Origin of the sequence: Mycobacterium sp. IS-836, assembly GCF_001954275.1 — a bacterium.
Classification (GTDB): domain Bacteria; phylum Actinomycetota; class Actinomycetes; order Mycobacteriales; family Mycobacteriaceae; genus Mycobacterium.
The window spans coordinates 45,717-71,885 of sequence record NZ_MBEU01000009.1; the positions used below are offsets into that span (position 1 = coordinate 45,717).

25 protein-coding genes and 1 tRNA gene are annotated in these 26,169 nt (G+C 67.3%); 13 read left to right on the forward strand and 13 right to left on the reverse strand.

From position 1 onward, the window contains the following. Positions 1 to 22: 22 nt before the first annotated feature. The 4 genes from A5747_RS03495 to cobC are packed head-to-tail and all read right to left on the reverse strand — an operon-like array spanning position 23 to position 4,018. Positions 23 to 1,132, reverse strand: a complete 1,110-nt coding sequence (locus tag A5747_RS03495; protein ID WP_076122277.1) for a bifunctional RNase H/acid phosphatase — start codon at positions 1,130 to 1,132, stop codon at positions 23 to 25. Further along, entirely contained in the window at positions 1,129 to 1,866 is a 738-nt protein-coding gene (locus A5747_RS03500; protein WP_076122278.1) for a zinc ribbon domain-containing protein, read from the reverse strand. The genes A5747_RS03495 and A5747_RS03500 overlap by 4 nt, the downstream gene beginning before the upstream one ends. After that, positions 1,863 to 2,990: a Nif3-like dinuclear metal center hexameric protein gene (locus A5747_RS03505; RefSeq protein WP_076122279.1), complete on the reverse strand. Its 1,128-nt coding sequence runs from the start codon at positions 2,988 to 2,990 to the stop codon at positions 1,863 to 1,865. The genes A5747_RS03500 and A5747_RS03505 overlap by 4 nt, the downstream gene beginning before the upstream one ends. Then, positions 2,987 to 4,018, reverse strand: coding sequence for an Rv2231c family pyridoxal phosphate-dependent protein CobC (cobC, locus tag A5747_RS03510; RefSeq protein ID WP_076122280.1), 1,032 nt, complete (start codon positions 4,016 to 4,018; stop codon positions 2,987 to 2,989). Before cobC ends, A5747_RS03505 begins: the two co-directional genes overlap by 4 nt. An 82-nt stretch (positions 4,019 to 4,100) precedes the next feature. Here cobC and A5747_RS03515 point away from each other — a divergent pair, with 82 nt between their 5' ends. The 3 genes from A5747_RS03515 to A5747_RS03525 are packed head-to-tail and all read left to right on the forward strand — an operon-like array spanning position 4,101 to position 6,083. Beyond that, positions 4,101 to 4,778: an HAD-IA family hydrolase gene (locus A5747_RS03515; RefSeq protein ID WP_198938121.1), complete on the forward strand. Its 678-nt coding sequence runs from the start codon at positions 4,101 to 4,103 to the stop codon at positions 4,776 to 4,778. Further along, positions 4,771 to 5,262, forward strand: a complete 492-nt coding sequence (locus A5747_RS03520) for a low molecular weight protein-tyrosine-phosphatase (protein WP_142245440.1) — start codon at positions 4,771 to 4,773, stop codon at positions 5,260 to 5,262. The genes A5747_RS03515 and A5747_RS03520 overlap by 8 nt, the downstream gene beginning before the upstream one ends. Further along, a complete protein-coding gene (locus A5747_RS03525) occupies positions 5,262 to 6,083 on the forward strand; it encodes an SURF1 family protein (protein WP_076122282.1) in 822 nt (273 codons plus the stop codon). The genes A5747_RS03520 and A5747_RS03525 overlap by 1 nt, the downstream gene beginning before the upstream one ends. 27 nt (positions 6,084 to 6,110) lie before the next feature. Here A5747_RS03525 and A5747_RS03530 read toward each other — a convergent pair whose 3' ends face one another. After that, positions 6,111 to 7,076 carry a cobalamin biosynthesis protein gene (locus A5747_RS03530; protein ID WP_076122283.1) on the reverse strand — a complete coding sequence of 322 codons (966 nt, stop codon included), beginning with the start codon at positions 7,074 to 7,076 and terminating at the stop codon, positions 6,111 to 6,113. Between the two features lie 52 nt (positions 7,077 to 7,128). Here A5747_RS03530 and A5747_RS03535 point away from each other — a divergent pair, with 52 nt between their 5' ends. Both A5747_RS03535 and A5747_RS03540 read left to right on the forward strand, forming a co-directional pair. Further along, positions 7,129 to 7,944 carry an oxygenase MpaB family protein gene (locus A5747_RS03535; RefSeq protein ID WP_076122284.1) on the forward strand — a complete coding sequence of 272 codons (816 nt, stop codon included), beginning with the start codon at positions 7,129 to 7,131 and terminating at the stop codon, positions 7,942 to 7,944. A 15-nt stretch (positions 7,945 to 7,959) separates the two neighbouring features. Next, positions 7,960 to 8,355, forward strand: coding sequence for a VOC family protein (locus A5747_RS03540; protein ID WP_076122285.1), 396 nt, complete (start codon positions 7,960 to 7,962; stop codon positions 8,353 to 8,355). Positions 8,356 to 8,359: 4 nt separating this feature from the next. Here the strand turns inward: A5747_RS03540 and A5747_RS03545 are convergent, their stop codons facing one another. The 5 genes from A5747_RS03545 to A5747_RS03565 all read right to left on the reverse strand — a co-directional run bounded on the left by A5747_RS03545 (position 8,360) and on the right by A5747_RS03565 (position 11,199). Then, positions 8,360 to 9,478 (reverse strand): epoxide hydrolase family protein, encoded by a 1,119-nt coding sequence (locus A5747_RS03545; RefSeq protein ID WP_076122426.1) that lies wholly within the window; start codon positions 9,476 to 9,478, stop codon positions 8,360 to 8,362. Positions 9,479 to 9,512: 34 nt separating this feature from the next. Then, positions 9,513 to 9,584: transfer RNA gene (locus tag A5747_RS03550), tRNA-Val, on the reverse strand. A gap of 58 nt (positions 9,585 to 9,642) precedes the next feature. Further along, positions 9,643 to 10,104, reverse strand: a complete 462-nt coding sequence (locus A5747_RS03555) for a peroxiredoxin (protein WP_076122286.1) — start codon at positions 10,102 to 10,104, stop codon at positions 9,643 to 9,645. Further along, positions 10,104 to 10,526: a DUF3052 domain-containing protein gene (locus A5747_RS03560; RefSeq protein WP_076061181.1), complete on the reverse strand. Its 423-nt coding sequence runs from the start codon at positions 10,524 to 10,526 to the stop codon at positions 10,104 to 10,106. The genes A5747_RS03555 and A5747_RS03560 overlap by 1 nt, the downstream gene beginning before the upstream one ends. Positions 10,527 to 10,617: 91 nt before the next feature. Beyond that, the gene (locus A5747_RS03565; RefSeq protein WP_076122287.1) at positions 10,618 to 11,199 is read right to left on the reverse strand and encodes a hypothetical protein; all 582 of its coding nucleotides are present in this window, start codon (positions 11,197 to 11,199) and stop codon (positions 10,618 to 10,620) included. Positions 11,200 to 11,326: 127 nt separating this feature from the next. On the opposite strand from A5747_RS03565, the gene aceE reads away from it, so the two are divergent. From aceE to A5747_RS03600, 7 genes are all read left to right on the forward strand, one after another. Further along, positions 11,327 to 14,116 (forward strand): pyruvate dehydrogenase (acetyl-transferring), homodimeric type, encoded by a 2,790-nt coding sequence (gene aceE, locus A5747_RS03570; RefSeq protein ID WP_076122288.1) that lies wholly within the window; start codon positions 11,327 to 11,329, stop codon positions 14,114 to 14,116. A gap of 73 nt (positions 14,117 to 14,189) precedes the next feature. Further along, positions 14,190 to 15,515 carry a CdaR family transcriptional regulator gene (locus A5747_RS03575; protein ID WP_076122289.1) on the forward strand — a complete coding sequence of 442 codons (1,326 nt, stop codon included), beginning with the start codon at positions 14,190 to 14,192 and terminating at the stop codon, positions 15,513 to 15,515. Between the two features lie 140 nt (positions 15,516 to 15,655). Then, the gene (locus A5747_RS03580) at positions 15,656 to 16,564 is read left to right on the forward strand and encodes an ACP S-malonyltransferase (protein ID WP_076122290.1); all 909 of its coding nucleotides are present in this window, start codon (positions 15,656 to 15,658) and stop codon (positions 16,562 to 16,564) included. Between the two features lie 77 nt (positions 16,565 to 16,641). Then, a complete protein-coding gene (gene acpM, locus A5747_RS03585; protein ID WP_076061171.1) occupies positions 16,642 to 16,989 on the forward strand; it encodes a meromycolate extension acyl carrier protein AcpM in 348 nt (115 codons plus the stop codon). Next, on the forward strand, positions 16,986 to 18,236 hold the full coding sequence (gene kasA / locus A5747_RS03590; protein ID WP_076115173.1) for a 3-oxoacyl-ACP synthase KasA: 1,251 nt from the start codon (positions 16,986 to 16,988) through the stop codon (positions 18,234 to 18,236). Before acpM ends, kasA begins: the two co-directional genes overlap by 4 nt. Positions 18,237 to 18,263: 27 nt before the next feature. Then, positions 18,264 to 19,517, forward strand: coding sequence for a 3-oxoacyl-ACP synthase KasB (kasB, locus tag A5747_RS03595; protein ID WP_076061167.1), 1,254 nt, complete (start codon positions 18,264 to 18,266; stop codon positions 19,515 to 19,517). 48 nt (positions 19,518 to 19,565) lie between these two features. Next, on the forward strand, positions 19,566 to 20,987 hold the full coding sequence (locus tag A5747_RS03600) for an acyl-CoA carboxylase subunit beta (RefSeq protein ID WP_076122291.1): 1,422 nt from the start codon (positions 19,566 to 19,568) through the stop codon (positions 20,985 to 20,987). A gap of 29 nt (positions 20,988 to 21,016) precedes the next feature. Here A5747_RS03600 and A5747_RS03605 read toward each other — a convergent pair whose 3' ends face one another. The 3 genes from A5747_RS03605 to A5747_RS03615 form a co-directional block, all read right to left on the reverse strand. Further along, a complete protein-coding gene (locus A5747_RS03605) occupies positions 21,017 to 22,303 on the reverse strand; it encodes a PPE family protein (protein WP_076122292.1) in 1,287 nt (428 codons plus the stop codon). Positions 22,304 to 22,399: 96 nt separating this feature from the next. Next, positions 22,400 to 23,299 carry a PPE family protein gene (locus A5747_RS03610; RefSeq protein ID WP_158070247.1) on the reverse strand — a complete coding sequence of 300 codons (900 nt, stop codon included), beginning with the start codon at positions 23,297 to 23,299 and terminating at the stop codon, positions 22,400 to 22,402. 781 nt (positions 23,300 to 24,080) lie between these two features. Beyond that, positions 24,081 to 25,649 (reverse strand): FAD-dependent monooxygenase, encoded by a 1,569-nt coding sequence (locus tag A5747_RS03615; protein WP_076122293.1) that lies wholly within the window; start codon positions 25,647 to 25,649, stop codon positions 24,081 to 24,083. Positions 25,650 to 25,826: 177 nt separating this feature from the next. On the opposite strand from A5747_RS03615, the gene A5747_RS03620 reads away from it, so the two are divergent. Further along, positions 25,827 to 26,162 carry a hypothetical protein gene (locus A5747_RS03620; RefSeq protein ID WP_076122427.1) on the forward strand — a complete coding sequence of 112 codons (336 nt, stop codon included), beginning with the start codon at positions 25,827 to 25,829 and terminating at the stop codon, positions 26,160 to 26,162. The last annotated feature ends 7 nt before the right edge of the window (positions 26,163 to 26,169 follow it).

The following is a 26,169-nucleotide window of genomic DNA, read 5'->3' on the forward strand; positions in this document are numbered from 1 at the left end:
CCTTAACCGGATGGTTGCCCCGCTAAAGATAACCTGTCTGGTTCACCAGTCGCACCGAAGATGCGCCATCGGAATAGAACTCGGCGATGCTCAACGACGCCAGGTCAAGGTGCAGCCGATACAAAACGCTGGGCCCCGCGTCCAGGGCGAGACGCAGCAGCATCTTGATAGGCGTCACATGCGACACCACTAGCACCGTCGCGCCCTCGTGCGCCGCGACGATCCGGTCCCGCACCCGGCACACCCGATCCAGCACGCCGTCGAAGCTCTCGCCATCTGGGGGCAGAGTGCTGGTGTCACGCAACCAGCGCCGATGCAGCTCCGGATCATGTTGGGAGGCCTCGGCGAACGTGAGCCCCTCCCAGGCCCCGAAGTCGGTCTCGATCAAATCGTCGTCGACGGTGACATCCAGGCCCAGCGCCTTGGCGGCGGTCGCCGCCGTGTCGTAGGCGCGTTGCAGCGGGGACGACAGCACGGCGGCTATCCCGCCGCGCTCCGCCAAATATCGCGCCGCGGCCTGCGCCTGCTGCCGCCCCACCTCGGTCAGCGCCGGGTTGCCCCGGCCCGAATATCGGCGCTCCACCGACAGCTCGGTCTGCCCGTGCCGCAACAACAGCAGGCGGGTCGGGGTGCCGCGGGCGCCGGTCCATCCCGGCGCCGTCGGAGCTTGGGCCGTAACGGTTTTCGCGGGTTCAACAACCGGCGGCGTCGGCTCTTCGGATTCGATGCCGGCCGCGGCGTCCATGGCCTCGTTGGCCAACCGGTCCGCATGGGTGTTGCGGGCGCGCGGGACCCACGTGTAGCTGATCCGTTCGAACCGAGTCGCCAGCTTTCGGGCCTGGGCGTGCAGCTCGATAAGGTCGGGATGTTTGACTTTCCACCGCCCCGACATCTGTTCGACCACCAGCTTGGAATCCATAAAGACGGCGGCCTCGGTGGCCCCCAGCTTCGCGGCGTCGTCCAAACCGGCTATCAGGGCCCGGTATTCGGCGACGTTGTTGGTCGCCCGGCCGATGGCCTGCTTGGTCTCGGCGAGCACCGCGGAGCGGTCTTCGGCCAGCACCACCGCGCCGTATCCGGCCGGCCCGGGATTGCCACGCGACCCGCCGTCGGCTTCGATGACGACTTTCACTGCTCGAATCCCTTGACCCGCAACAGGATCGCACCGCATTCCGGGCACCGCACCAGTTCGTCCTCGGCGGCGGCCGAGATGCGGGACAGCTCACCGCGCCCGATCTCGATCCGGCAGGCGCCGCAGCGGTGACCGAGCAACGGCCCGGCACCCGGCCCGCCCCCAGCGCGCTGTCGCTCGTAGAGCGCGGACAGTGCGGGGTCCAGCGCCGCGGTCAACGTGTCGCGCCGCGACGAATGTTGTTGGCGGGCCTCGTCTATTTCGGCCAGCTCAGCATCCAGTTCTCGCTGGACGCTGACCAGGTCGGCCTGCAACGCCTCGATCGCCCGCTGCTCGGTGGCCAGCTGGGCCTGCAACTCCTCGCGGCGCTCCATCACTTCCAGCAGCGAATCCTCCAGGCTGGTCTGGCGCCGCACCAGGGTCTCCAATTCGTGCTGCAGATCCGACAATTGCTTCGCGTCGGCCGCACCCGACTTGAGCAATGCGCGGTCGCGGTCTTCGCGCTGGCGTACGGCGTCGATCTCGGACTCGAGCCGCGAGACCTGGGCGTCCAAGTCCTCCACCGCGATTCGCATAGTGGCCAGCCGGTCACTGGCGGCGTCGTGCTCGGACTGCATCCGCGCATACGCCTCCCGCTGCGGCAGATGGGACGCACGGTGCGCGATGCGGGACAGCTCGGCGTCCAGCTTCGACAACTCGAGTAGTGAAAGCTGCTGCGCTACTTCGGCTTTCATGAACCATCTCCCCCAAGATTCCACGGGTCGGTGCGCAGGGTGCTCACCCGCACCGGCAACTCCGCACCGAAACGGGACCGCAGCAAGTCGGCGGCCTGCTCGCACCACGGGAATTCGCTGGCCCAATGCGCGACGTCGATCAGCGCGACGTCCGAGGCCCGGCGATGCTCGTCGGCCGGATGATGCCGCAGGTCGGCGGTGACATAGGCCTGCACTCCCGCGTCCGCCGCGGTCGCCAACAGTGAGTCTCCTGCGCCGCCGCACACTGCGACCCGCGTCACCGCCATGTCGGGGTCCCCCGCGGCGCGCACACCCGAGGACGTCTGCGGCAGCGCCCCGGCGACGCGGGAGACGAAGGCGCGCAACGGTTCCGGTTGTGGCAGCGTGCCGATGCGGCCCAACCCGGCGTCGCCGGGCGGGGGCACCAGCGCGAAGATGTCGAACGCGGGCTCCTCGTACGGGTGGGCGGCGCGCATCGCCGCCAGCACCGCCGCGCGGGCACGCGCGGGCGCGACGACCTCGAACCGGTCCTCGTCCACCCGCTCGACGGTGCCGACGCTGCCCACGGCGGGTGTCGCCCCGTCGTGCGGCAGGAACTGCCCGATGCCGCTGACGCTCCAGCTGCAGTGCGAGTAGTCGCCGATGTGGCCGGCGCCCGCGTCGAACACCGCCGCCCGCACCGCGTCCGCGTTCTCGCGCGGCACGTAGATGACCCACTTGTCGAGATCCCCCGTCAACGACAATGGCTCGAGCACGCCCTCGACGGTCAGGCCAAGCGCGTCGGCCAGCGCGTCCGACACGCCCGGTGACGCCGAGTCGGCATTGGTGTGCGCGGTGAACAGCGAACGCCCGCTTCGGATCAGCCGGTGCAGCAGTGCCCCCTTCGGAGTGCTGGTCGCGACCGTGTCGACTCCGCGCAACAGCAGCGGGTGATGGGCCAGCAGCAGGCCGGCGTCGGGAACTTCGTCGACCACCTCTCGCGTGGCATCGACCGCGACGGTCACCGAGCCCAGCGCCTCGTCGGGGTCGCCGCACACCAGGCCGACCGAATCCCACGGCTGGGCAAGCCGCGGCGGGTAGGCCTCGTCCAGCACCTCGATAACATCGGCCAGCCGCACGCTCACGGCCGCACCTCGTCGATCGTCTCGACCAACCGCGGCCATTCGGGACGCACCGCCGCCCGCAGATACTCCTCGCCCAGGCCCACGAAGGTATCGCAGCGGCGTATCGCAATCCCCTTGTGGTGCAGATGCTTTCGCAGTGCGACCGCATCCGGCCGACGGAACAGCACGAACGGCGCCCGGCCGTCGACCACCTCGGCGCCCACCGATGCCAGGCCGGCCACCATCTGCGAACGCAGCCGCGCCAGCCGCAGCGCATCGGCGGTCGCGTCGGCGACGGCTTCCGCCGCGCAGCAGGCAGCAATGGCGGTCAGCTGCAGCGTGCCGACCGGCCAGTGCGCACGCCGGGCGGTCAGCCGCGCCAACACCTCCGGTGGGCCGACGGCGTATCCCACTCGCAATCCGGCCAGCGCCCAGGACTTGGTCAGGCTGCGCAGCACCACCACGTCGGGCAGCGCGTCGCCGGCCAGCGATTCCGGCTCGCCCGGAACCGAGTCGGCGAACGCCTCGTCGATCACCAGAATTCGCCCGGGCCGGCGCAACGCCAGCAGCCGCTCGCGCGTGTGCAGCACCGAGGTGGGATTGGTCGGATTGCCCACCACCACCAGGTCGGCATCGTCGGGCACGAATGCTCCATCCAAGCCGAACGGCGGATCGAGCACGACGTGATGCACCGGCACCCCGGCCGCGGTCAGCGCCATCGCCGGCTCGGTGAACGACGGCGCGACGATCACCGCCCGCGCCGGACGCAGGTTGGGCAGCAACGCGAACCCCTCCGCCGCACCGGCCAGCGGCAGCACCTCGTCGCGGGCCCGGCCATGGCGCTCGGCGACGGCGTCTTGCGCCGCGTGCAGGTCCTCGATGCCGGGGTAGCGCGCCAGATCCGGCAGCCGCGCTGTAAGCCGCCGTATCAGCCATTCCGGCGGTTGCGCGTGACGAACGTTGACGGCGAAATCCAGCATCCCCGGCGCGACGGCCTGATCACCGTGGTAGCGCCCGGCACCAAGCGGGCTCGGATCCAGACTCGCCATCAGTGAAACATTAGTGCGCCGCCGCGGGAGCGTGGCGGGAACACCGTCACACCACGGCATGCCTATCTAGGACAATGGTGACGTGACAGGCACAGTCCCGGCCGATTACGCGGCGCCGCAGCTGGTGATCTTCGATCTCGACGGCACCCTCACCGACTCCGCCGAAGGGATCGTCGCGAGCTTCCTGCACGCGCTCAGCCACATCGGCGCCCCGGTGCCCGAGGGCGACCTGGCCGCGCAGATCGTCGGGCCGCCGATGGACGACACGTTCCACGCGATGGAGCTCGGCGAGCACGCCGACGCGGCGATCGCGGCCTTCCGCGCCGAGTACGGCGCCCGGGGCTGGGCGATGAACACGCTGTTCGACGGGATTGCCACCCTGTTGGCCGATCTGCACGCCGCCGGCGTCCGGCTGGCGGTGGCCACCTCGAAGCTGGAACCGACGGCGCGGCGCATCCTCGCCCATTTCGAGCTCGACCGGTATTTCGACGTCATCGCCGGTGCCAGTCCCGACGGATCCCGCAAGACGAAGGAGGAGGTGCTGGCGCACGCGCTGGAGCAGCTGCGGCCGCTGCCCGATCGGGTGCTGATGGTCGGCGACCGCAGCCACGACGTGGACGGGGCGGCCGCACACGGGATCGACGCCGTGGTGGTCGGCTGGGGCTACGGGCGGGCCGACTTCGCGGAAACGGGCGCGCCCGCCGTCGGAGTGACGCATGCCGCCACCATCGCCGAGCTGCGGAGGGCGTTGGGTGTCTAAACCGCTGCACGTGACCTTCGTCTGCACCGGCAACATCTGCCGCTCTCCGATGGCGGAGAAGATGTTCGCCGAGCAGCTGCGGCGACGCGGTCTGGGCGACGCGGTGCGGGTGACCAGCGCGGGCACCGGCGACTGGCACATCGGCAGCTGCGCCGACGAGCGAGCCTCCCGGGTGCTGCGGGCGCACGGCTATTCCACCGATCACTGCGCCGCGCAATTCGGCACCGACCACTCGGCGGCCGACCTGGTGGTGGCGCTGGGCCGCAACCACGTCTGGATGCTGCAGCAGCTGGGAGTCGACGAGAGCCGGATCCGACTGCTGCGGTCGTTCGACCCGCGCTCGGGGGCCTATGTGCCGGACGTGGAGGATCCCTATTACGGCGACCACGCGGACTTCGAAGAAGTCTTTGCCGTCATCGAAGCCGCCCTGCCCGGCCTGCACGAGTGGGTCGACGAGCAACTGGCGCGAAGCGGGCATGGTTGATGCCCCGCTTGGCGTTCTTGCTGCGGCCCGGCTGGATTGTGCTGGCCCTGGTGGTGATCGCCTTCACCTACCTGTGCTTCATGGTGCTCGCGCCGTGGCAGCTGGGAAAGAACACCCGCACGTCGCGGGAAAACCACCAAATCGAGTATTCCCTCAACACCGCCCCCGTTCCGTTGAAAACATTGTTACCGCAACAGGATTCGTCGGCCCCGGATGCACAATGGCGCAGGGTGACGGCAACCGGCCACTATCTGGCGGATGTTGCGGTGCTGGCCCGGCTGCGGGTCGTCGAGGCCGAGCAGGCATTCGAGGTGCTGGTGCCCTTCGTCGTCGACGACGGACCCACCGTCCTGGTGGATCGCGGCTATGTGCGACCCGAGGAGGGTTCGCATGTGCCGCCGATCCCGCGGCCGCCGGCGGAGACCGTGACCATCACGGCGCGCCTGCGCGATTCGGAGCCCCTGGTGCAGGGCAAAGACCCCTTCACCAGAGACGGCTTCGAGCAGGTGTATTCGATTAATACCCAACAGGTTTCGGCCCTGACCAAAGTTCCGCTGGCCGGCTCGTATCTGCAATTGGTTGACAACCAACCCGGCGGGCTCGGCGTGGTCGGCGTGCCGCGCCTGGACGCCGGGCCGTTTCTGTCGTACGGCATTCAATGGATTTTGTTCGGCATCCTGGCGCCGATCGGGCTGGGATATTTCGCGTATTCCGAGATCCGGGCCCGGCGCGCGGAAAAACAGGCGCCCGTCGCTGAAAGCTCCGACAGCCCCACGACCGTCGAGGAAAAACTCGCCGACCGCTACGGCCGCCGGCGCTAAACACTTTCAGTGTGCGCCGAGGGCGCCCTACGTACACATTCGACGCCGCTGATGCACACTCGATGCCCAAAACAGACATCCGAGTAGGGCGGCGACCGTCTGCACTGCCCGAGACAGGGTCACCGCGCGCCGCAGGTCGGCGACCGTAGGCTGCGGGCCGTCGCCCAGGGTGGGACGTATCTGCAGCTCATGGCGGTACTGGGTGGGCCCGCCGAGCCGCGCGCGCAGCGCCCCGGCGAACGACGCCTCGACCACGCCGGCGTTGGGGCTGGGATGACGGGCCGCGTCGCGGCGCCAGGCCCGCAGCGCACCCGCCGTCGACCCGCTGACCAGCGGCGCGCACAACGCCACCAGCGCGGCGGTCACCCGAGCAGCGACGTAGTTGGCAACATCGTCCAATCGCGCTGCGGCCCAACCGAACCGGATATAGCGCGGGGAGCGGTGGCCGATCATCGAATCCAAGGTGTTGACGGCGCGGTAGGCCAGCACCGCGGGCACGCCGCCCGCCGTCGCCCACAGCAGCGGCGCCACCTCGGCGTCGGACGTGTTTTCCGCGACCGATTCCAGCGCCGCGCGCGTCAGACCCGGGCCGTCCAGCGCCGCCGGATCGCGCCCGCACAGCGACGGCAACAACCGTCGCGCGCCCTCGAGATCGTCGCGTTCCAGCAGCCGCGACATCGCCGTGCCGGTGCGCGCCAACGACGTTCCGCCCAGCGATATCCAGGTCGCCGCGGCGGTGGCGGCGATCGGCCACGGCCCGCCCAGGCGCACCGCGGCCCTCTCGACCGTCGCGCCGAGCAGCGTTGCGGCGCCGACCATCAGGCCCACGTGCAGCGCGCCCGCGAGCTTGGCGTCGCGGTAGGTGAGGCGCTCCACCCGCGCGGCCGCCGTGCCGAACAGCGCGACCGGATGCCGCCGCTGCGGGTCGCTCAGCGCGAGGTCGGCCAGGTAGCCGGCCAGCACGCCGGCGACGCGGGTCCGAATCGCAACCATTCCCGCAGCGTCTCACACGTGGTCTACTCGATTGCATGAGGCGAGTTCCGCGATGAAGCGGCCCGCGACCCGGATCGCCGACCTACTGAATCCGGCGGCGATGCTGTTACCGGCCGCCAATGTGATCATGCAGCTGGCCCTGCCGGGCGTCGGTTACGGCGTGCTGGAAAGCCCGGTGGACAGCGGCAACGTCTACAAGCATCCGTTCAAGCGGGCCCGCACCACCGGCACCTACCTGGCGGTGGCGACCATTGGTACCGAGTCCGACCGGGCGCTGATCCGCGGCGCCGTCGACGTCGCACACCGGCAAGTGCGGTCGACGCCGTCAAGCCCGGTGTCCTACAACGCGTTTGACCCCAAGTTGCAGCTGTGGGTGGCGGCGTGTCTGTACCGCTATTTCATCGACCAGCACGAGTTTCTGCACGGCCGGCTCGACGACGCCACCGCCGACACCGTCTACCGCGACGCCAAGCGGCTGGGCACCACGCTGCAGGTGCCCGAGCGCATGTGGCCTCCGGACCGGGTCGCGTTCGACGAGTACTGGAAACGCTCGCTCGACGAACTGCGCATCGACCCGCCGGTGCGCGAGCATCTGCGCGGGGTGGCGTCGATGGCCTTCCTGCCCTGGCCGGTGCGGGCGCTGGCGGGGCCACTCAATCTGTTCGCGACGACGGGATTTCTGGCCCCCGAGTTTCGGGCGATGATGAAGCTGGACTGGTCGGAGGGCCAGCAGCGCCGATTCGAATGGCTACTGGCAGCCCTACGGCTGGCCGACCGATTGATTCCGCACCGGGCGTGGATCTTCGGCTACCAGCTCTACTTGCGGGACATGCGATCTCGCGCACGTCGCGGCCGGCGCATCGTCTAGGACTAGAGTCGGCGCATGGCCTTCCCCGCACTCAACCACGTCGCGGTCACGGTGCGCGACCTCGAAGTAAGCAGTCCCTGGTACCGCCGCCTTCTCGGCTCCGACCCCCTCACCGACGAGCACGACGACGCCGGCTACCGGCATCAGGTGTGGTTGCTCGACGGCGGCACGGGGTTCGGCCTCCACCAGCACGACCGCCCGGCCCCCGACGAGAAGTTCAGCGAACATCGCGTCGGCCTCGACCATGTCGCCTTCGGCTGCGCCAATCGCGCCGAGCTCGAGGACTGGGTCAAGCGGCTGGACGAGCTCGGGATCGAGCACGGCGGCATCGTGGACGCGGAGTACGGCTCGGGCCTGAGTTTCCGCGACCCCGACGGCATCGCGTTGGAATTCTTCGCGCTTCCGGGGTAACCCGTCAGCGCACCGTCGCAAAGAACGCGCGCAGGTCGTCGACGAACAGCTCCGGTTGTTCGAACGCTGCGAAATGCCCGCCGCGCGGCATGTCGGTCCAGTGGGTGATGTTGTAGACCGGCTCGCACCAGCTCCGCGGCGCCTTGAGCAGCTCGTGCGGGAAAGCCGCTACGCCGGTTGGCAATTCGACCCGGTCTATTTGCCCCCAGACCCGAAAGCTCTCCCAATACAGCCGCGCCGAGGACGCGGCGGTTTCGGTAACCCAGTACACCATCACGTTGTCGAGTAGCTCGTCGCGGCTGAACGCGTTCTCCGGATGCCCGTCGCAATCCGACCAGGCCCAGAACTTCTCGACGATCCACGCCAGCTGCCCCGCCGGCGAATCGACCAGCCCGTAGCCCAGCGTCTGCGGCCGGGTGGACTGCTGCTTGGAATAGCCGGTGCCCCACTTGCGGTGCTCGGCCAGGGCGGCCATCGCCGCCTTCTCCTCCTCGGTGGGGTTCGCCATCGCTTCGGCCGTGGGCCTTCCGAGCGGCATGTTGAGGTGAATGGCCACGCAGTGGCCGCCGTTTCGGCCGATCTGATTCGTGACGGCCGCACCCCAGTCGCCGCCCTGCGCGCCGTAGCGGTCGTAGCCGAGGGTGCCCATCAGCGTCTCCCACGCCGCGGCGATCTTCTCCACACCCCACCCGGTGCGGGTGGGCTTACCCGAGAACCCGTATCCCGGAAGTGACGGGCAGACAACGTGAAAGGCGTCCTCGGTGCGTCCCGACGCCGGATTCGTCAGCGGCTCAATCACCTTGTGAAACTCCACAATTGAGCCCGGCCACCCGTGCGTGATCACCAACGGAAAGGCGTCCTCGTGCGGGGACCGTTGGTGGATGAAATGGATGTCCAGCCCGTCGATCTCGGTGACGAACTGGTCGAAGCGGTTGAGCGCGGCCTCGCGCGACCGCCAGTCGTATTCGTTGGCCCAGTAGCCGGCGAGCTCGCGGGTGTAGGCCAGCGGGATGCCCTGGCTCCAGTCGTCCACGCACTCGGCTTCGGGCCACCGGGTGCGCGCCAAACGGGATCGCAGATCGTCGAGAACATCATCGGAAACGTCGATGCGAAACGGCTTCACCCGTTCATAGTGCCGCACGCTCGCCAAACGCCGGTGGGCGCGGACGGTATCGAACCGCCGACCGCTGGTGTGTAAAACCAGAGCTCTACCACTGAGCTACGCGCCCTTGAAACCCAGGGGGTCCGCCGCAGGCTACACGTCAACAGCCTAAGCAGCCAAAACGATCAGGCCTTGAGCGCCGCCAGCGCGTCGGTCCACAGCTTCTGGTCCCGGGCCTCGCCCGGCTCCTTCATCTCGGCGAACTGGATGATTCCCGACCGATCGACGACGAAGGTGCCGCGATTGGAGTATCCGGCGGCGTCGTTGAATACGCCGTAGGCCTGGCTGACCTCGCCGTGCGGCCAGAAATCCGACAGCACGGGAAACGTGAAACCGCTCTCGAGGGACCAAATCTTGTGCGTCGGCGGCGGGCCCACCGAGATCGCCAGCACCGCGCTGTCCTCGTTTTCGAAAACGGGCAAGTGATCACGCAGCAAGTCGAGTTCACCCTGGCAGATCCCGGTGAATGCCAGCGGGAAGAACACCAACAGGACGTTCTTGGCGCCGCGGTAGGAGCTCAGGGTGACGCGCTGCTGATTCTGGTCGCGCAAGGTGAAGTCCGGGGCGGGCGTTCCGACCGGCAGCATCAACGCTTCCCGGCCCGCGACTTCGGCTGAACCAACCGGCTGGCGCTCCAGTCGCCGAGATTGACTGACGAAGTCGGCATCAGGCCGGCGGTGGGGGCCGCCTCGGCAATCTCGGCCGGCAGGACGTGACCGGGCTTGCCCGTCTTAGGTGTCAGCACCCAGATCACGCCGTCCTCAGCCAGCGGGCTGATCGCGTCCATCAGGGTGTCCACCAGATCGCCGTCCCCATCTCGCCACCACAGCAGGACGACGTCGACCACCTCGTCGGTGTCTTCGTCGAGCAGGTCACTGCCACAGGCTTCCTCGACCGCGGCACGAATGTCGTCGTCGGTGTCTTCGTCCCAGCCCCACTCCTGGACGACTTGGTCCCGTTGGATGCCCAGCTTGCGAGCGTAGCTCGGGGCGTCATCCGCCGCGACCACCGTGGAGCCTCCTTTTGCCATGTGCGCCGTGCGATGGGGATTATCGTCGCACAGCCGGAACGCGGTCCATACCCGTGCCTCGTAACGCGTGTCAGAACGACGCCAGGCAAAGCTTGAGTGCCTTGGTCTTCGTGTCGTTGAGCTGATTGACCCGCTTGTTGAACTCGCCCGTCGGCGCGTGCGTGCCAATGGCGTTCGCGACCCCGCGGGCGGCGTCGATGTACGCGTTGAACGCGTCCTTCATCTGCGTCGACAGCGCATCGCTGAAGCTGTTGGCCACCGTCGAGGCGCTGTCGTTGAGCGCGTCGATGGCCGGGCCTTCGGTCGGACCGGTGTTGCGACCCGCATTGAACGCCCCGACAAAGGCATTCACCTTGTCGATCGCGGCGCTGCTGGTGGTGGCCAGCGAGTCGCACGAGGTGCGAACCGCCCGCGTCGTCAGGGATTGCTGCCGCTGGGTTTCCCGGATGCTGGACGTCGCCGCCGACGCGGACACCGAGGCGGACACCGACTGCCGGTAAGCGGGGGCCACCTTCGTGTCGGGCGTTGCCGTGCCGTTGGTGACGGTGGTACAGCCCACGATGCCCATCACGACCACCGCGACACAGCCGAGCGCCAGAGCGCCTCGCTTTACGGCTTCCCCCGTAAGGACGGCACGCCATCCGATGAGCACAGCTAGACGTTACCGGGTGGCCGTTCCCGCCGCCTGCGGCGCACCGCGGCTACCCGCCCGGGAGGCCGGTGCGGCACGATAGAAGGCGAAACCGCGGGCAGACGACCCGCCAACCAAGGAGCGGAAGTTGACCACCGAGTTCGCGCGCCACGATCTGGCCCAAAACTCAAGCAACCCAAACGAATCCGATCGGGTGCGGGTGATCCGCGAGGGCGTCGCGTCGTATCTGCCCGACATCGACGCCGAGGAGACCAGCGAATGGCTCGAATCGTTCGACGAAATGCTCGAACGCTCCGGGCCGGCCCGCGCCCGGTATCTGATGCTGCGCCTGCTGGAACGCGCCGGTGAGCAGCGGGTCGCGATCCCGGCGCTGACCTCCACCGACTACGTCAACACGATCCCCACCGAACTGGAGCCGTGGTTCCCCGGCGACGAGGACGTCGAGCGCCGCTATCGGGCCTGGATCAGGTGGAACGCGGCGATCATGGTGCACCGCGCGCAGCGACCGGGCGTCGGCGTGGGCGGCCACATCTCGACGTACGCCTCGTCGGCGGCGCTCTACGAGGTCGGGTTCAACCACTTCTTCCGCGGCAAGGCCCACCCCGGCGGCGGGGACCACGTGTTCATCCAGGGCCACGCGTCGCCGGGCATCTACGCCCGCGCCTTCCTGGAGGGCCGGCTGACCGCCGACCAGCTCGACGGCTTCCGCCAGGAGCACAGCCATCCCGGCGGCGGCCTGCCGTCCTACCCGCACCCGCGGCTGATGCCCGACTTCTGGGAGTTCCCGACGGTGTCGATGGGGCTGGGCCCGATGAACGCGATCTATCAGGCCCGGTTCAACCACTACCTGCACGACCGGGGCATCAAGGACACCTCCGACCAACACGTGTGGGCGTTCCTCGGCGACGGCGAGATGGACGAGCCGGAGAGCCGTGGGCTGGCCCACGTCGCGGCGCTGGAGGCACTGGACAACCTGACCTTCGTCATCAACTGCAACCTGCAGCGCCTCGACGGCCCGGTGCGCGGCAACGGCAAGATCATCCAGGAACTGGAGTCGTTCTTCCGGGGCGCGGGCTGGAACGTCATCAAGGTGGTATGGGGCCGCGAGTGGGACGCACTGCTGCACGCCGACAAGGACGGCGCACTGGTCAACCTGATGAACACCACACCCGACGGCGACTACCAGACCTACAAGGCCAACGACGGGGCCTACGTACGAGACCACTTCTTCGGTCGTGATCCGCGCACCAAGGCGCTCGTCGAGCACATGACCGATTCCGAGATCTGGAACCTCAAGCGCGGTGGTCACGACTACCGCAAGGTCTACGCGGCTTACCGGGCCGCCGTCGACCACAAAGGCCAGCCGACGGTGATCCTGGCCAAGACCATCAAGGGCTATTCACTGGGCGCGCACTTCCAGGGCCGCAACGCGACACACCAGATGAAAAAGCTTGCGCTGCAAGATCTCAAGGACTTCCGCGACGCCATCCGGATCCCGATCGGCGACGCCCAGCTGGAGGCGGACCCCTATCTGCCCCCGTACTATCACCCGGGTCCCGAGGCCCCCGAGATCCGCTACCTGCTCGACCGGCGCCGCGCGCTGGGTGGCTTCGTGCCCGAGCGGCGCACCAAGGCCAAGGCGCTGGCCCTACCGGGCCGCGACACCTACAAGGCCCTGAAGAAGGGTTCCGGCCAGCAGGAGGTGGCCACCACCATGGCCACGGTGCGCACCTTCAAGGAAGTGTTGCGCGACAAGGAGATTGGGCCCCGCATCGTACCGATCATCCCCGACGAGGCGCGCACGTTCGGCATGGACTCGTGGTTCCCGTCGTTGAAGATCTACAACCGCCTCGGTCAGCTCTACACCGCCGTCGACGCCGAATTGATGTTGGCGTACAAGGAAAGTGAAGTCGGCCAGATCCTGCACGAGGGCATCAACGAGGCAGGCTCGGCCGCGTCGTTCACCGCGGCCGGTACCTCGTATGCAACGCACAACGAGCCGATGATCCCGATCTACATCTTCTATTCGATGTTCGGGTTTCAGCGCACCGGCGACGGCCTGTGGGCCGCGGCCGACCAGATGGCGCGCGGCTTCCTGCTCGGGGCCACCGCCGGCCGGACGACGCTGACCGGCGAGGGCCTGCAGCATGCCGACGGCCACTCGCTGCTGCTGGCGGCCACCAATCCGGCGGTCGTGGCCTACGACCCGGCGTTCGCCTACGAAATCGCCTACATCGTGGAAAGCGGGCTGGCCCGGATGTTCGGCCAGAACCCGGAGAACGTGTTCTTCTACATCACCGTCTACAACGAGCCCTACGTGCAGCCGCCGGAGCCGGAGAACTTCGACCCCGAAGGCGTGCTGCGCGGCATCTACCGCTACCGCGCGGCCACCGAGCAACGCACGAACAAGGCGCAGATCCTCGCGTCGGGCGTGGCGATGCCATCAGCGCTGCAAGCCGCCGAGATGCTGGCCGCCGAGTGGGACGTTGCCGCCGACGTGTGGTCGGTGACCAGCTGGGGCGAATTGAACCGCGACGGCGTGGCCGTCGAGACGGCGCGGCTGCGCCACCCCGACCAGCCCGCCGGTGTCCCCTATCTGACCAAGGCCCTCAACGGGGCCGTCGGACCGGTGATCGCCGTATCGGACTGGATGCGCGCGGTCCCCGAGCAGATCCGCCCGTGGGTGCCCGGCACCTACGTCACGCTGGGCACCGACGGGTTCGGCTTCTCCGACACCCGGCCCGCGGCGCGGCGCTACTTCAACACCGATGCGGAATCCCAGGTGGTAGCCGTGCTGGAGGCGTTGGCCCGCGACGGGGAGATCGACCCGTCGGTGCCGGTCGCGGCCGCCCGCCAGTACCGGATCGACGACGTGCAGGCCGCCCCGGAGCAGACGTCCGACCCCGGCGTGGCCTAAGCCCGGGTTGGCCATCCCCGCGGGCCCGCGCGGCTTTGGCGGAAAGTTCCAAAATCTGGCGTAGGTTTTAGGGGTGAATGACAACCCGTTCGCCGGTCCTTTTGCCAAGCATCCCCGTTCGCCGCTGGAACTGCTGGACACCGTCCCCGATTCGTTGCTGCGTCGGCTGAAGCAGTATTCGGGCCGGCTGTCCACCGAAGCGGTCAACGCCATGCAGGATCGGTTGCCGTTCTTCGCCGACCTGGAAGCCTCCCAGCGGGCCAGTGTCGCGCTGGTGGTGCAGACGGCCGTCGTGAACTTCGTCGAATGGATGCACGACCCGCACAGCAACGTCAGCTACACCGCCAAGGCCTTCGAACTGGTGCCCAAGGACCTGACCCGACGGATCGCGCTGCGCCACAGCGTGGACATGGTTCGGGTCACGATGGAGTTCTTCGAGGAAGTCGTGCCGCTGCTGGCCCGCTCCGACGAGCAGCTGACGGCACTGACGGTGGGGATTTTGAAGTACAGCCGCGACCTGGCCTTCACCTTCGCCGGCGAGTACGCCGACGCGGCCGAGGCGCGGGGAAACTGGGACAGCCGCATGGAGGCCAGCGTTGTCGACGCGGTGGTGCGCGGCGACACGGGCCCGGAGCTGTTATCCCGTGCGGCGGCATTGAACTGGGACACCACCGCGCCGGCGACCGTGGTCGTCGGGACCCCGGCACCGGGCCGCGAGGATGCGAACGGACAGGGCGACAGCGAGCGGGCCAGCCAACACGTCCGCGACGTCGCCGCCATCCACGGCCGCGCGGCGCTCACCGACGTGCACGGCACCTGGCTGGTGGCGATCGTGTCAGGTCCGTTGTCGCCGACGGAGAAGTTCCTCGGTGACCTGTTGGTCGCGTTCTCGGACGACCCGGTGGTCATCGGACCCACCGCGCCGATGCTGACCGCGGCTTATCACAGCGCCAGTGAGGCGATATCGGGGATGAACGCCGTCGCGGGCTGGAGCGGGGCACCCCGGCCCGTGCTGGCCCGAGAGCTGCTGCCCGAACGCGCCCTGATGGGGGACGCGTCGGCGATCGTCGCGTTGCACACCGACGTGATGGGGCCGCTGGCCGAGGCCGGGCCGACCCTCGTGGAGACCCTTGAAGCTTTCTTAGATTCGGGCGGCGCGATTGAGGCTTGCGCCCGCAAGTTGTTCGTTCATCCAAACACCGTGCGGTACCGCCTGAAGCGCATCACGGACTTCACGGGCCGCGATCCCACTCAGCCGCGTGATGCGTATGTGCTGCGTGTGGCGGCGACCGTTGGTCAGCTCAACTACCCCACGAGCCCATCTAGTGTCGGCAGCACCGCCCTGACGCAGGTTCCTCTCCCGGTCAGAGGGGGTGCCGCGGCGCCGTTCGCCAGATAGTGATCCAGGCAACAGATCGCGGCACGATATCAAACATGTTGCTTACGGGGCTGTTTTGTAAGGTGTATACAAAAACCTAAGACGAGGTTCATAATCTGTTACACCCGCCAAAACCGTTTCCACAGTGTTCTCTTAGACACGTGATTGCGTTTCTCGCGCCCGGACAGGGTTCGCAGACCGAGGGGATGCTGTCGCCGTGGCTGGAGTTGTCCGGCGCGGCGGACCAGCTGACCCTATGGTCGAAGGCCAGCGGCCTGGATCTCGTGCGGCTGGGCACCACCGCCTCGACCGAAGAGATCACCGACACCGCGGTCACCCAGCCATTGGTCGTCGCGGCCACGCTGCTGGCTCATCAGGAACTGACAAAGCGCGGTCTGCTCGCGGGCGAGGAATTCATCGCGGCCGGTCACTCCGTCGGCGAAATCGCCGCCTACGCGATCGCCGGCGTGATGGGGGCCGACGACGCCGTCGCGCTGGCCGCCACCCGGGGTGCCGAGATGGCCAAGGCCTGCGCCCTCGAGCCGACCGGCATGTCCGCGGTGCTCGGCGGCGACGAGGCGGAGGTGCTGGCCCGCCTCGAGCAACTCGACCTGACCCCCGCGAACCGCAACGCCGCCGGCCAGATCGTCGCCGCCGGCCCGCTGGCCGCGCTGGAGAAGCTCGCCGAAGACCCGCCGGCCAAGGCCCGGGTGCGCGCCCTCGGCGTGGCCGGAGCGTTCCACACCAAGTACATGGCTTCGGCCCTCGACGCGTACGCCGCCGCGGCGGCCGCCATCGCGACCGCCGAGCCCACCGCCACACTGTTGTCCAACCGCGACGGGAAGCCGGTCACCTCGGCGGCCGCGGCGATGGACGCGCTGGTCGCCCAGCTGACCCAACCGGTGCGCTGGGACCTGTGCACCGAGACGCTGCGTGAGCACAATGTCACGGCGATCGTGGAGTTCCCGCCCGCGGGCACCCTCACCGGCATCGCCAAACGCGAACTTCGGGGGGTTCCGGCACGCGCCGTCAAGTCGCCCGCAGACCTGGACGGGTTGACCGACCTCTAACGGCAAATTTGTCCAGTACAACCAAAAAGCACGTCAGTTCGATTTACACACAACACATTACGAAGGGAAGCAAGGCTGTGGCCGTCACTCAGGAAGAAATTATCGCCGGTATTGCGGAGATCATCGAAGAGGTCACCGGTATCGAGCCCTCCGAGGTCACCCCGGAGAAGTCGTTCGTCGACGACCTGGACATCGACTCGCTGTCGATGGTCGAGATCGCCGTCCAGACCGAGGACAAGTACGGCGTGAAGATCCCCGACGAGGACCTCGCCGGTCTGCGCACCGTCGGTGACGTCGTTGCGTACATCCAGAAGCTCGAGGAAGAGGACCCCGAGGCCGCCGCCGCGCTGCGCGCCAAGATCGAGTCCGAAAACCCCGACGCCGTGGCCAACGTCAAGGCGAGGATGGAAGCGGACACCAAGTGACCAAGCCTTCCACTGCTAATGGCGGTTACCCCAGCGTTGTGGTAACCGCCGTCACGGCGACGACAGCAATCGCGCCGGACATCGAGAGCACGTGGAAGGGTTTGTTGGCCGGCGAAAGCGGCATCCACGTACTCGAAGACGAGTTCGTCACCAAGTGGGACCTGCCCGTCAAGATCGGCGGGCACCTCAAGGAGCCCGTCGACAACCACATGGGCAGGCTGGACCTGCGGCGCATGTCCTACGTCCAGCGCTTGGCGAAACTGCTGAGCGGTCAGTTGTGGGAGACCGCGGGCACCCCCGAGGTCGATCCCGACCGGTTCTCGGTCGTGGTCGGCACCGGTCTGGGTGGCGCCGAGCGGATCGTCGAGAGCTATGACCTGATGAACGAGGGCGGCCCCCGCAAGGTGTCGCCGCTCGCCGTTCAGATGATCATGCCCAACGGCGCCGCGGCCGTGGTTGGTCTGCAGCTCGGCGCCCGTGCCGGGGTGATAACTCCGGTGTCGGCCTGCTCGTCGGGCTCGGAGGCAATCGCCCACGCGTGGCGTCAGATCGTCATGGGTGACGCGGATATCGCCGTGTGCGGCGGAGTCGAAGGTCCCATCGAGGCGCTGCCCATCGCGGCGTTCTCGATGATGCGGGCCATGTCGACCCGCAACGACGAGCCCGAGCGTGCGTCGCGGCCGTTCGACAAGGACCGCGACGGCTTCGTGTTCGGCGAGGCCGGGGCGCTGATGATCATCGAGACCGAGGAGCACGCCAAGGCCCGCGGCGCCAAGCCGTTGGCCCGGTTGCTCGGTGCCGGCATCACCTCGGACGCCTTCCACATGGTGGCGCCCGCGGCGGACGGCGTGCGCGCCGGCCGGGCGATGACGCGGGCGATGGAGCTGGCGGGCTTGTCCCCCAAGGACGTCGACCACGTCAACGCCCACGGGACCGCAACGCCGATCGGCGACACGGCCGAGGCCAACGCGCTTCGGGTCGCCGGCTGCGAAAAGGCCGCGGTGTATGCGCCGAAATCGGCGCTGGGGCACTCAATCGGCGCAGTCGGGGCGCTCGAGTCGGTGCTCACGGTGCTGACCCTGAGGGACGGGGTCATCCCACCCACCCTCAACTACGAAACCCCCGATCCCGAAATCGATCTGGACATCGTCGCGGGCGAACCGCGCTACGGCGAGTACCAGTACGCGATCAACAACTCGTTCGGGTTCGGAGGGCACAACGTCGCGCTCGCGTTCGGGCGTTACTAAAGCACGGAAGGAACGTTCGCCACACCCATGACAGAGCTGGTTACGGGGAAAGCTTTCCCCAATGTGGTCGTCACCGGCATTGCCATGACGACTGCCTTGGCACCCGACGCGGAAACCACCTGGAAGTTGCTCCTGGACAGCCAAAGTGGGATCCGTCTCCTCGAGGACCCCTTCGTCGAGGAGTTCGACCTGCCGGTCCGTATCGGCGGGCATCTCGTGGAGGAGTTCGACAGCCAGCTGACTCGCATCGAGCTGCGCCGGACGGGCTACCTGCAAAGGATGTCCACGGTCTTGGGCCGCAGGGTGTGGGAGAACGCCGGTTCACCCGAAGTCGACACCAACCGGTTGGCCGTTTCCATCGGCACGGGCCTCGGCTCGTCGGAGGAAATGGTCTTCAGTTACGACGACATGCGGGCCCGCGGAATGAAGGCGGTCTCTCCGTTAGGCGTGCAGAAGTACATGCCCAACGGGGCGGCCGCGGCGGTCGGGCTGGAACGGCACGCCAAAGCCGGTGTGATGACACCGGTTTCGGCGTGTGCGTCCGGTTGCGAGGGCATCGCGCGGGCGTGGCAGCAGATCGTGCTTGGTGAGGCGGACATCGCGATCTGCGGTGGCGTGGAGACGCGGATCGAGGCGGTGCCGATCGCGGCGTTCGCGGCGATGCGCATCGTGATGTCGACCAAGAACGACGACCCCGCCGGTGCATGTCGCCCGTTCGACCGGGACCGCGACGGTTTCGTGTTCGGCGAAGCCGGCGCTCTGATGGTGATCGAGACCGAGGAGCACGCGAAAGCCCGCGGCGCCAACATCCTGGCCCGGATCATGGGTGCCAGCGTCACCTCGGACGGCTTCCACATGGTCGCGCCGGACCCCAACGGTGAACGTGCCGGCCATGCGATGACGCGGGCGATCCAGCTCGCGGGCCTCACTCCCGGCGACATCGACCACGTCAACGCCCACGCCACCGGCACCCAGGTCGGCGACCTGGCCGAAAGCAAGGCCATCAACAACGCCCTGGGCAGCAACAAGCCGGCGGTATACGCCCCCAAGTCCGCCCTCGGCCACTCGGTCGGTGCGGTCGGCGCCGTGGAGTCGATCTTGACCGTGCTCGCGTTGCGGGATCAGCTGGTCCCACCGACACTGAATCTCGAAAACCTCGATCCAGAGATCGATTTGGACGTGGTGGCGGGTAAGCCGCGGCACGGTGATTACCGGTACGCGATCAACAACTCGTTCGGATTCGGCGGTCACAACGTGGCGATCGCCTTTGGGCGGTACTAAACCCTGACGCCATCAAGCCCGAGCAACACCGGAAACAGGAGACCTGCAATGACACTCATGGCCCCCGAGGCGGTCGGCGAATCGCTCGACCCCCGAGATCCGTTGTTGCGTCTGAGCAATTTCTTCGACGACGGCAGCATCCAACTGCTGCACGTGCGTGACCGCTCGGGCGTGCTTTCCGCCGCGGGCACCGTGAACGGTGTGCGCACCATCGCGTTCTGCACGGACGGAACCGTGATGGGCGGGGCTATGGGCATCGAGGGTTGCACGCACATCGTCAACGCCTACGACACCGCCATCGAGGAGCAGAGCCCGATCGTGGGTATCTGGCATTCCGGCGGTGCCCGGCTGGCGGAAGGCGTCAAGGCGCTGCACGCGGTTGGCCTGGTGTTCGAGGCCATGATCCGGGCGTCCGGCTATGTCCCGCAGATCTCGGTGGTCGTCGGCTTCGCCGCCGGCGGCGCCGCCTACGGGCCGGCCTTGACCGACGTCGTGGTGATGGCGCCGGAGAGCCGGGTCTTCGTTACCGGGCCCGACGTGGTGCGCAGTGTCACCGGCGAGGATGTCGACATGGCCGCGCTGGGTGGCCCGGAGACCCACCACAAGAAGTCCGGGGTGTGCCACATTGTCGCCGACGACGAGCTCGACGCCTACGAGCGCGGTCGCCGGTTGGTCGGATTGTTCTGCCAGCAAGGGCATTTCGACCGCACCAAGGCCGAGGCCGGCGACACTGACATTCACGCGCTGCTGCCCGAGTCGTCCCGGCGTGCCTACGATGTGCGCCCGATCGTGACCGCGATCCTCGACGACGAGACACCGTTCGACGAGTTCCAGGCCAACTGGGCACCGTCCATGGTGATCGGGTTGGGCCGTTTGTCCGGCCGCACGGTCGGCGTGCTGGCCAACAACCCGCTGCGTCTGGGCGGCTGCCTGAACTCCGAAAGCGCCGAGAAGGCGGCACGTTTCGTGCGCCTGTGCGACGCCTTCGGCATTCCGCTGATCGTGGTCGTCGACGTCCCCGGTTATCTGCCCGGCGTCGACCAGGAGTGGGGCGGCGTGGTTCGCCGCGGCGCCAAGTTGCTGCACGCGTTCGGTGAGTGCACGGTTCCGCGGGTCACGCTGGTCACCCGAAAGACCTACGGCGGGGCCTACATTGCGATGAACTCTCGGTCGCTGAACGCCACCAAGGTGTACGCCTGGCCTGACGCCGAGGTCGCCGTGATGGGCGCCAAGGCCGCCGTCGGCATCTTGCACAAGAAGAAGCTGGCCGCCGCGGCCGACCACGAGCGCGAAGCGCTGCACGACGAGCTGGCCGCCGAGCACGAGCGCATCGCCGGCGGTGTGGACAGCGCCATCGAGATCGGCGTGGTCGACGAGAAGATCGACCCGTCGCACACCCGCAGCAAGCTCACCGAGGCGCTGGCCCAGGCGCCGGCACGCCGCGGCCGCCACAAGAACATCCCGCTGTAATCACCTTCTAACCGCGAGCAGACCCGGGTCTATCCGGCCGACGGTGAACGCGGAATCATGGAGGCGCGGAACCCAACTCGGTGAACCGCCCCATCGAACTCGCGTCCGATCATTCCGCCCAACGGAAGCTTGGAGATCGTCGTACCGCTAGCCGTCGTCGGGATCGCGGCTGACCCTACCGGCAGACCGTCGGCGTTGAGTACGGGCGTCGGCGACGACAGTGCGTCGGTCCAACTCGCCGGCACCGACAGGGTCCCCAGCGACGTCGCTTGACCCAGGCTCGCAGACGCTGTCGCCCCGCTGACGGGACCCAGCGGCACTGCGCTCCCTATGCCGCCCAAGCCGCCCAAGCCCCCCGCCTGGCTCAGCTCGTCGGCACCCGTGAAGTCGAGACCCACGCCAAGCAAGTCCAGACCCACACCACCGCCGTCCAAACCGACCAGACCGACCGCGTCCATGCCCAGACCCGCAGTATCCTCAACCAGACCCAGTTGGCCGCCGCTCAGACCGGTCAAGGCCGTCGCAGCGCCTTCAAGAGCACTGGCACTTTTACCGATGCCCTTCAACGCCCCCTTTCCTGATACGCCAGTGAGTCCGGAAAGCGCAGTAATTGGGGCCGAGGCCGCCGAGGTGACTCCCGACGTGGCAACGGCCCCCACGGCAGACGGGCCCGGGGTCGCCAGCCCCTGCAAAGCCTGGGGGACCGCCGACATCAGTTGCAGCGATGTCGCCTGTGCCTGACCCCCTGCGGTTTGCGTGACCGCGCCGGCTTGCGCGCCGAATCCGCCGGGATTGGTCGTCGGCGGCGGCGGCGTGAAGGTGGTAAGCGCTGACGCCGCAGCCGAACTGGCCGCATAGTTGTACATCACCAAAGCATCCTGAGCCCACATCTCGGCGTACTCCGCCTCGGTGGCCATGATCGCTGGCGTGTTCTGGCCCAGAACGTTGGTTGCGCTCAAGGTCGCCAGCTGAATCCGGTTGGCCACGACCATCGGTGGCGGCACCGTCATCACAAAGGCGGTTTCGTATGCCGCCGCCGCGACGGTGGCCTGGCGTGCCGCTTCCTCACATCGCGCAGCCGCGGCCCTCATCCACATCAGGTAGGGCGTGATCGCGACCACCATCGACATCGATGACGGGCCCGCCCACGATTCGCCCGTCAAGCCCGCGATCACCGACTGATATCCGCTTGCGGCGCTGTGCAATTCGGCGGCAAGCTCCTGCCATCCTGCCGAGGCGATCAGCATCGACGCCGCCCCCGGACCCGTATAGATCCGACTGGAGTTGACCTCCGGTGGCAATGCCCCAAAATCCATCACGTCTCCTTCACCTGGTCGACTTTGCTTCCCTGGCAGATGACGCCGGCCTACGCGACACCGTGTCGGCGCGGCCGCTTGCCATCGGCCAAATCGCTAGCGCAGTGCCCTGGAAGTCGGGGCCGACCGGGCTTGTGGTCGACCCGCTGGCCAAGCCTGCGGGACCGACAATGTCCCGACCGACGTCCCGCGGCCGACGCCGATAGTGGCGGCCCGACGGTTTCCATAGACCGCCTTCGTTGCACCCACCATGGCCACAGCGATGGGTACGCTAGCGCCCCTGGCGAACCCCAATCTCAGAGAACTGAGCTTCGACAGCGACGGAGCGATGGACAACAGAGCCCTGTCGAATCGCGTGGACAATGCAGTGGACAGGAATTTCAGCGCTTGGGGCAGCGTCGAAATCAGTTCAGCACCAGTCGATATGACCTCATGGTCAATCAAGGCCTGGTCCGCCGACGCCTCGCTCGGGGCAGGTCCCTCGACGGTCGGCGAGCTGAACGGCCTCATGATCGAGGCAGCTGCTGAGTCATCGGCGTAGGCATACATTGCGGCAGCGGCCTGGACCCACATCCTTTCGTAGTCGGCCTCGGCCGCTGCAATCGCCGGGGTGGCCTGACCCAGGAAGTTCTTTGCGGCCAACGACATTCGCGATGCTCGGTTAGCGATGACCAGCTGCGGGGGAACCGTCGCCGCGAACGCCGATTCATACGCGTCGGCGGCAGCCCGGGCCTGGGTGGCAGTGTGCTCGGCCGCCGCGGCGGTGGACTTCAGCCACCCGACGTACGATGCTGCGGTTCGGCTGATTTCCGTTGCCGCTGCGCCTTGTCGCCCGTCAGCCAGCGGCGAGATCGCTGCGTGGTAGTTCGTCGCCGCGTCGTACAGCTCGGCGGCCAGCTTGTCCCAGGCCGTGGCGGCGGCCAGCATCGAGCTTGCCCCGGGACCGGAATACAACCGGGCGGAGTTGATTTCCGGCGGTAATTTCCCAAAATCCACCGCTATTCCTTTTCGCTACCCGCGCGGCAGGCGGCTTCGAATTCGGTTGAGCCAATAGAAGACATGAATCGTTCCTCAAAGGGCTAGGTGTATGCGAAATGGACCAATGTCGGCCCTAGCTTCACTGCGCAAGCGAATGATTCCGCAGCGGCGATTGATACCACGGTGTGACCGTTTTCCGTAGCGCAGTACGACCGAGGCGCCCACTACTACGGGCTACTGTTCGCCGCCTCTAAAGGGCATGGCGAAGGAGAATAACTTGGCGCGAGCCGATCAGCGGCGGGCGACGCAGAGCTGAGTCAAAAGATCTTGGCCGGTAAGGACAACCGCAGGCGCGCGCGAGCGAACATTGGCGCGAGGCTCGGTGTCGACCACCCGCGCTACCGGCGACGGCGACCAAGACCAGCGGGATTCGCACACCGACAACGTCGTTGCCCGATCGCGCCTTAATCCTGCGCCTTTGACCGCCTTGTCTGCCGACGGAGAGCCCAGGTCGAGTTGCCGCACCGATGTGGAGGCGTCCTGGAGATGCGCCGGACCGGCAGCCGGGATGACCGCGAACGTCGGCGCAGCCGACTGCGTTGAGTCGGTTGCGATGTCGATCTGCAAAGCCCGGAACCCCAGGCCAGCACTGAGTAGAGACAACACAGCAACGATGGCGATAACCGACTGTCGTCGTGACCATCGTGAAGGTTTATCTGCACCCCGGAAACTCACAGTGGTACAACTGTAGCAGCGTGGATTGCATACCGCGTCAGCGCGCAAGAATTGCGCATCCCAGCTAACACAGAATCGCCGAAAGCACCTGGACCAGTTCTCTTTCAGGATCCGCGGGGAGTTCGTCGACACGCCAGCCGACGAAATCGTCAGGGCGGACCAAAAGTGCCCCGTCGGGCGCGAGTCCGGTGGTCGACGCCCATTCTTCGTTGTCGATGCAACGGACAGTGACCGGAATATCAAGCGCGGCAGTCGCGGAAGCCGCAGCGGCACACCATCGCTCGTCGCCGGTGAGCACGGTGAATCCCGGGCCGAGGAGATCAAGGGTCGAAACCCCGTCCCGCACCCACACGTGCGGAACTCGGGTTCCGGGCTGGCCGCGCAACTCGTCCACGAATGACACGGCCTCCGGATCCGCGGGCGGGGTCTCGCCGGAAACGACTGCCGCCGAGTGGTATTGGTAGCCGATCAACAACGCGAACATCGGCGCCTCTTCGTCCGGCGGGAGCTGCGGCCGGTTGTCGTCCAGCCTGAGGAGCGCAAGCGTGGGGCCGCTGAGCGACTGGCGCGCGTTGAACCGGCCGACCGGGTGCCGCTCGGCGTGGTAGGTACTCAGCAGTGCGGGTTGCGCCTGGCCGTTCAACACCGCGGCGAGCTTCCAGGCCAGATTTTCCGCGCTCTGGATCGCGGTGTTGGCGCCGCCGGCCTTGAACGGCGGCATGGTGTGGGCGGCATCGCCCACGAGAAAGACTCGGCCGCATTGGAATTGGTCGGCCACCCGCTCGTAGGGTTGCCAGGCTGCCACCTCGATGACCTCAAGATCGGTCGGCTCGCCGATGGCCTGCGTAAGTAGCTCGGCGCAACGCTCCTCGGTGAATTGCTCCGCCGATTCGCCCTCGCCCGGTAGGTACGTGGTGATGAACATGCCGAGGTCGCCGTCGACCACTAGAAAGATCCCGTCGACATCGTCGTTCTTGACCTGCACGCCGTCCCCGTCTGCCAACTCGGGGACGAACTTCCGCCAGGGCGCCTTGAAGTAGACGAAGATGACGAAAATTGGTACGGCGCCGTATCCGGAGGTGGTCACACCCAGCGAGTCGCGGATTGGGCTGTGCACACCGTCGGCGGCAACGAGATAGTCGGCGCGCACGGTCTGGGTCTCTCCGGAATCCCGGTCGCGCACAACCGCCGTCACGCCGGCGTCGTCCTGTTCAAACGACGACAGCTCCGTCGCGTAGCGGACCTCGCTACCCCGTCGGCGCGTTTCTGCGAGCAGCATCGGCTCCAGCTTGCTTTGCGGGCAATACTGCGCGGGCGGCTCGGGGCTCAGGCCACTGAAGGGCCCGAAGATGGCGTCCATGTCGATGGCACGCTCTTTGTGCGCACTGTTCAGCGTCGGTTTGGTGACCATGTCGGAAACGCCACCGGCGACCGCGTGGACCTCGTCGCTCAAGCCGAGACCCCGCAGGATCTCCAGGCTGCGGAAGCTCAGATTGCGGGCCTTCGGATAGATGAAGACCTCGCGTCGCCTTTCGACCAGCAGCGAATGAACTCCGTCGCGGGCGAGCAACGCAGAAGTGGCCAGTCCGCCGACACCGGCGCCGACGATCAGCACGGGAACACGGACATTCATCAGGCCTCACCCCCAAGTACCGCTCTTGATGCAAATTATGACAGTCACTACCATTCAATAGTAGATGTCAGAATGTCGGCCCCGCAAGCTCGCCAGAAATTCCACGCGATGGCCGTTCCGGTACAGCAGGAGTGGGTAGTCAGGTGGAATCAGGTTCTAGGCAGAAGGCGGCATCGGATGGTTCGTCAGGAGGGAGGCCGATGGGACGTCGGCACCCAGGACAACGCGGTTTACCTTGAGCGCATCGATGGGAGCGACGAGCGGCTATTCGACGATTTGTTGGCACCTGACGAAGCCCGCGATCTCGCTGGGCTCTTGACGAAGTTCGCAGCCAAGGCCGAGAAGGCTGACGACTCCGACAAGGGTGGACAATCCGACGAGTCCGACGAGTCCGACAAGTCCGACAAGTCCGATTCTGACAATTCCAAGGACTCCAAGGACTCCGACTCTGACGATTCCGAGGACACCGAGGACTCCGAGGACTCCGACGATAAGGACTCCAAAGACTCGTAAAGGCTGC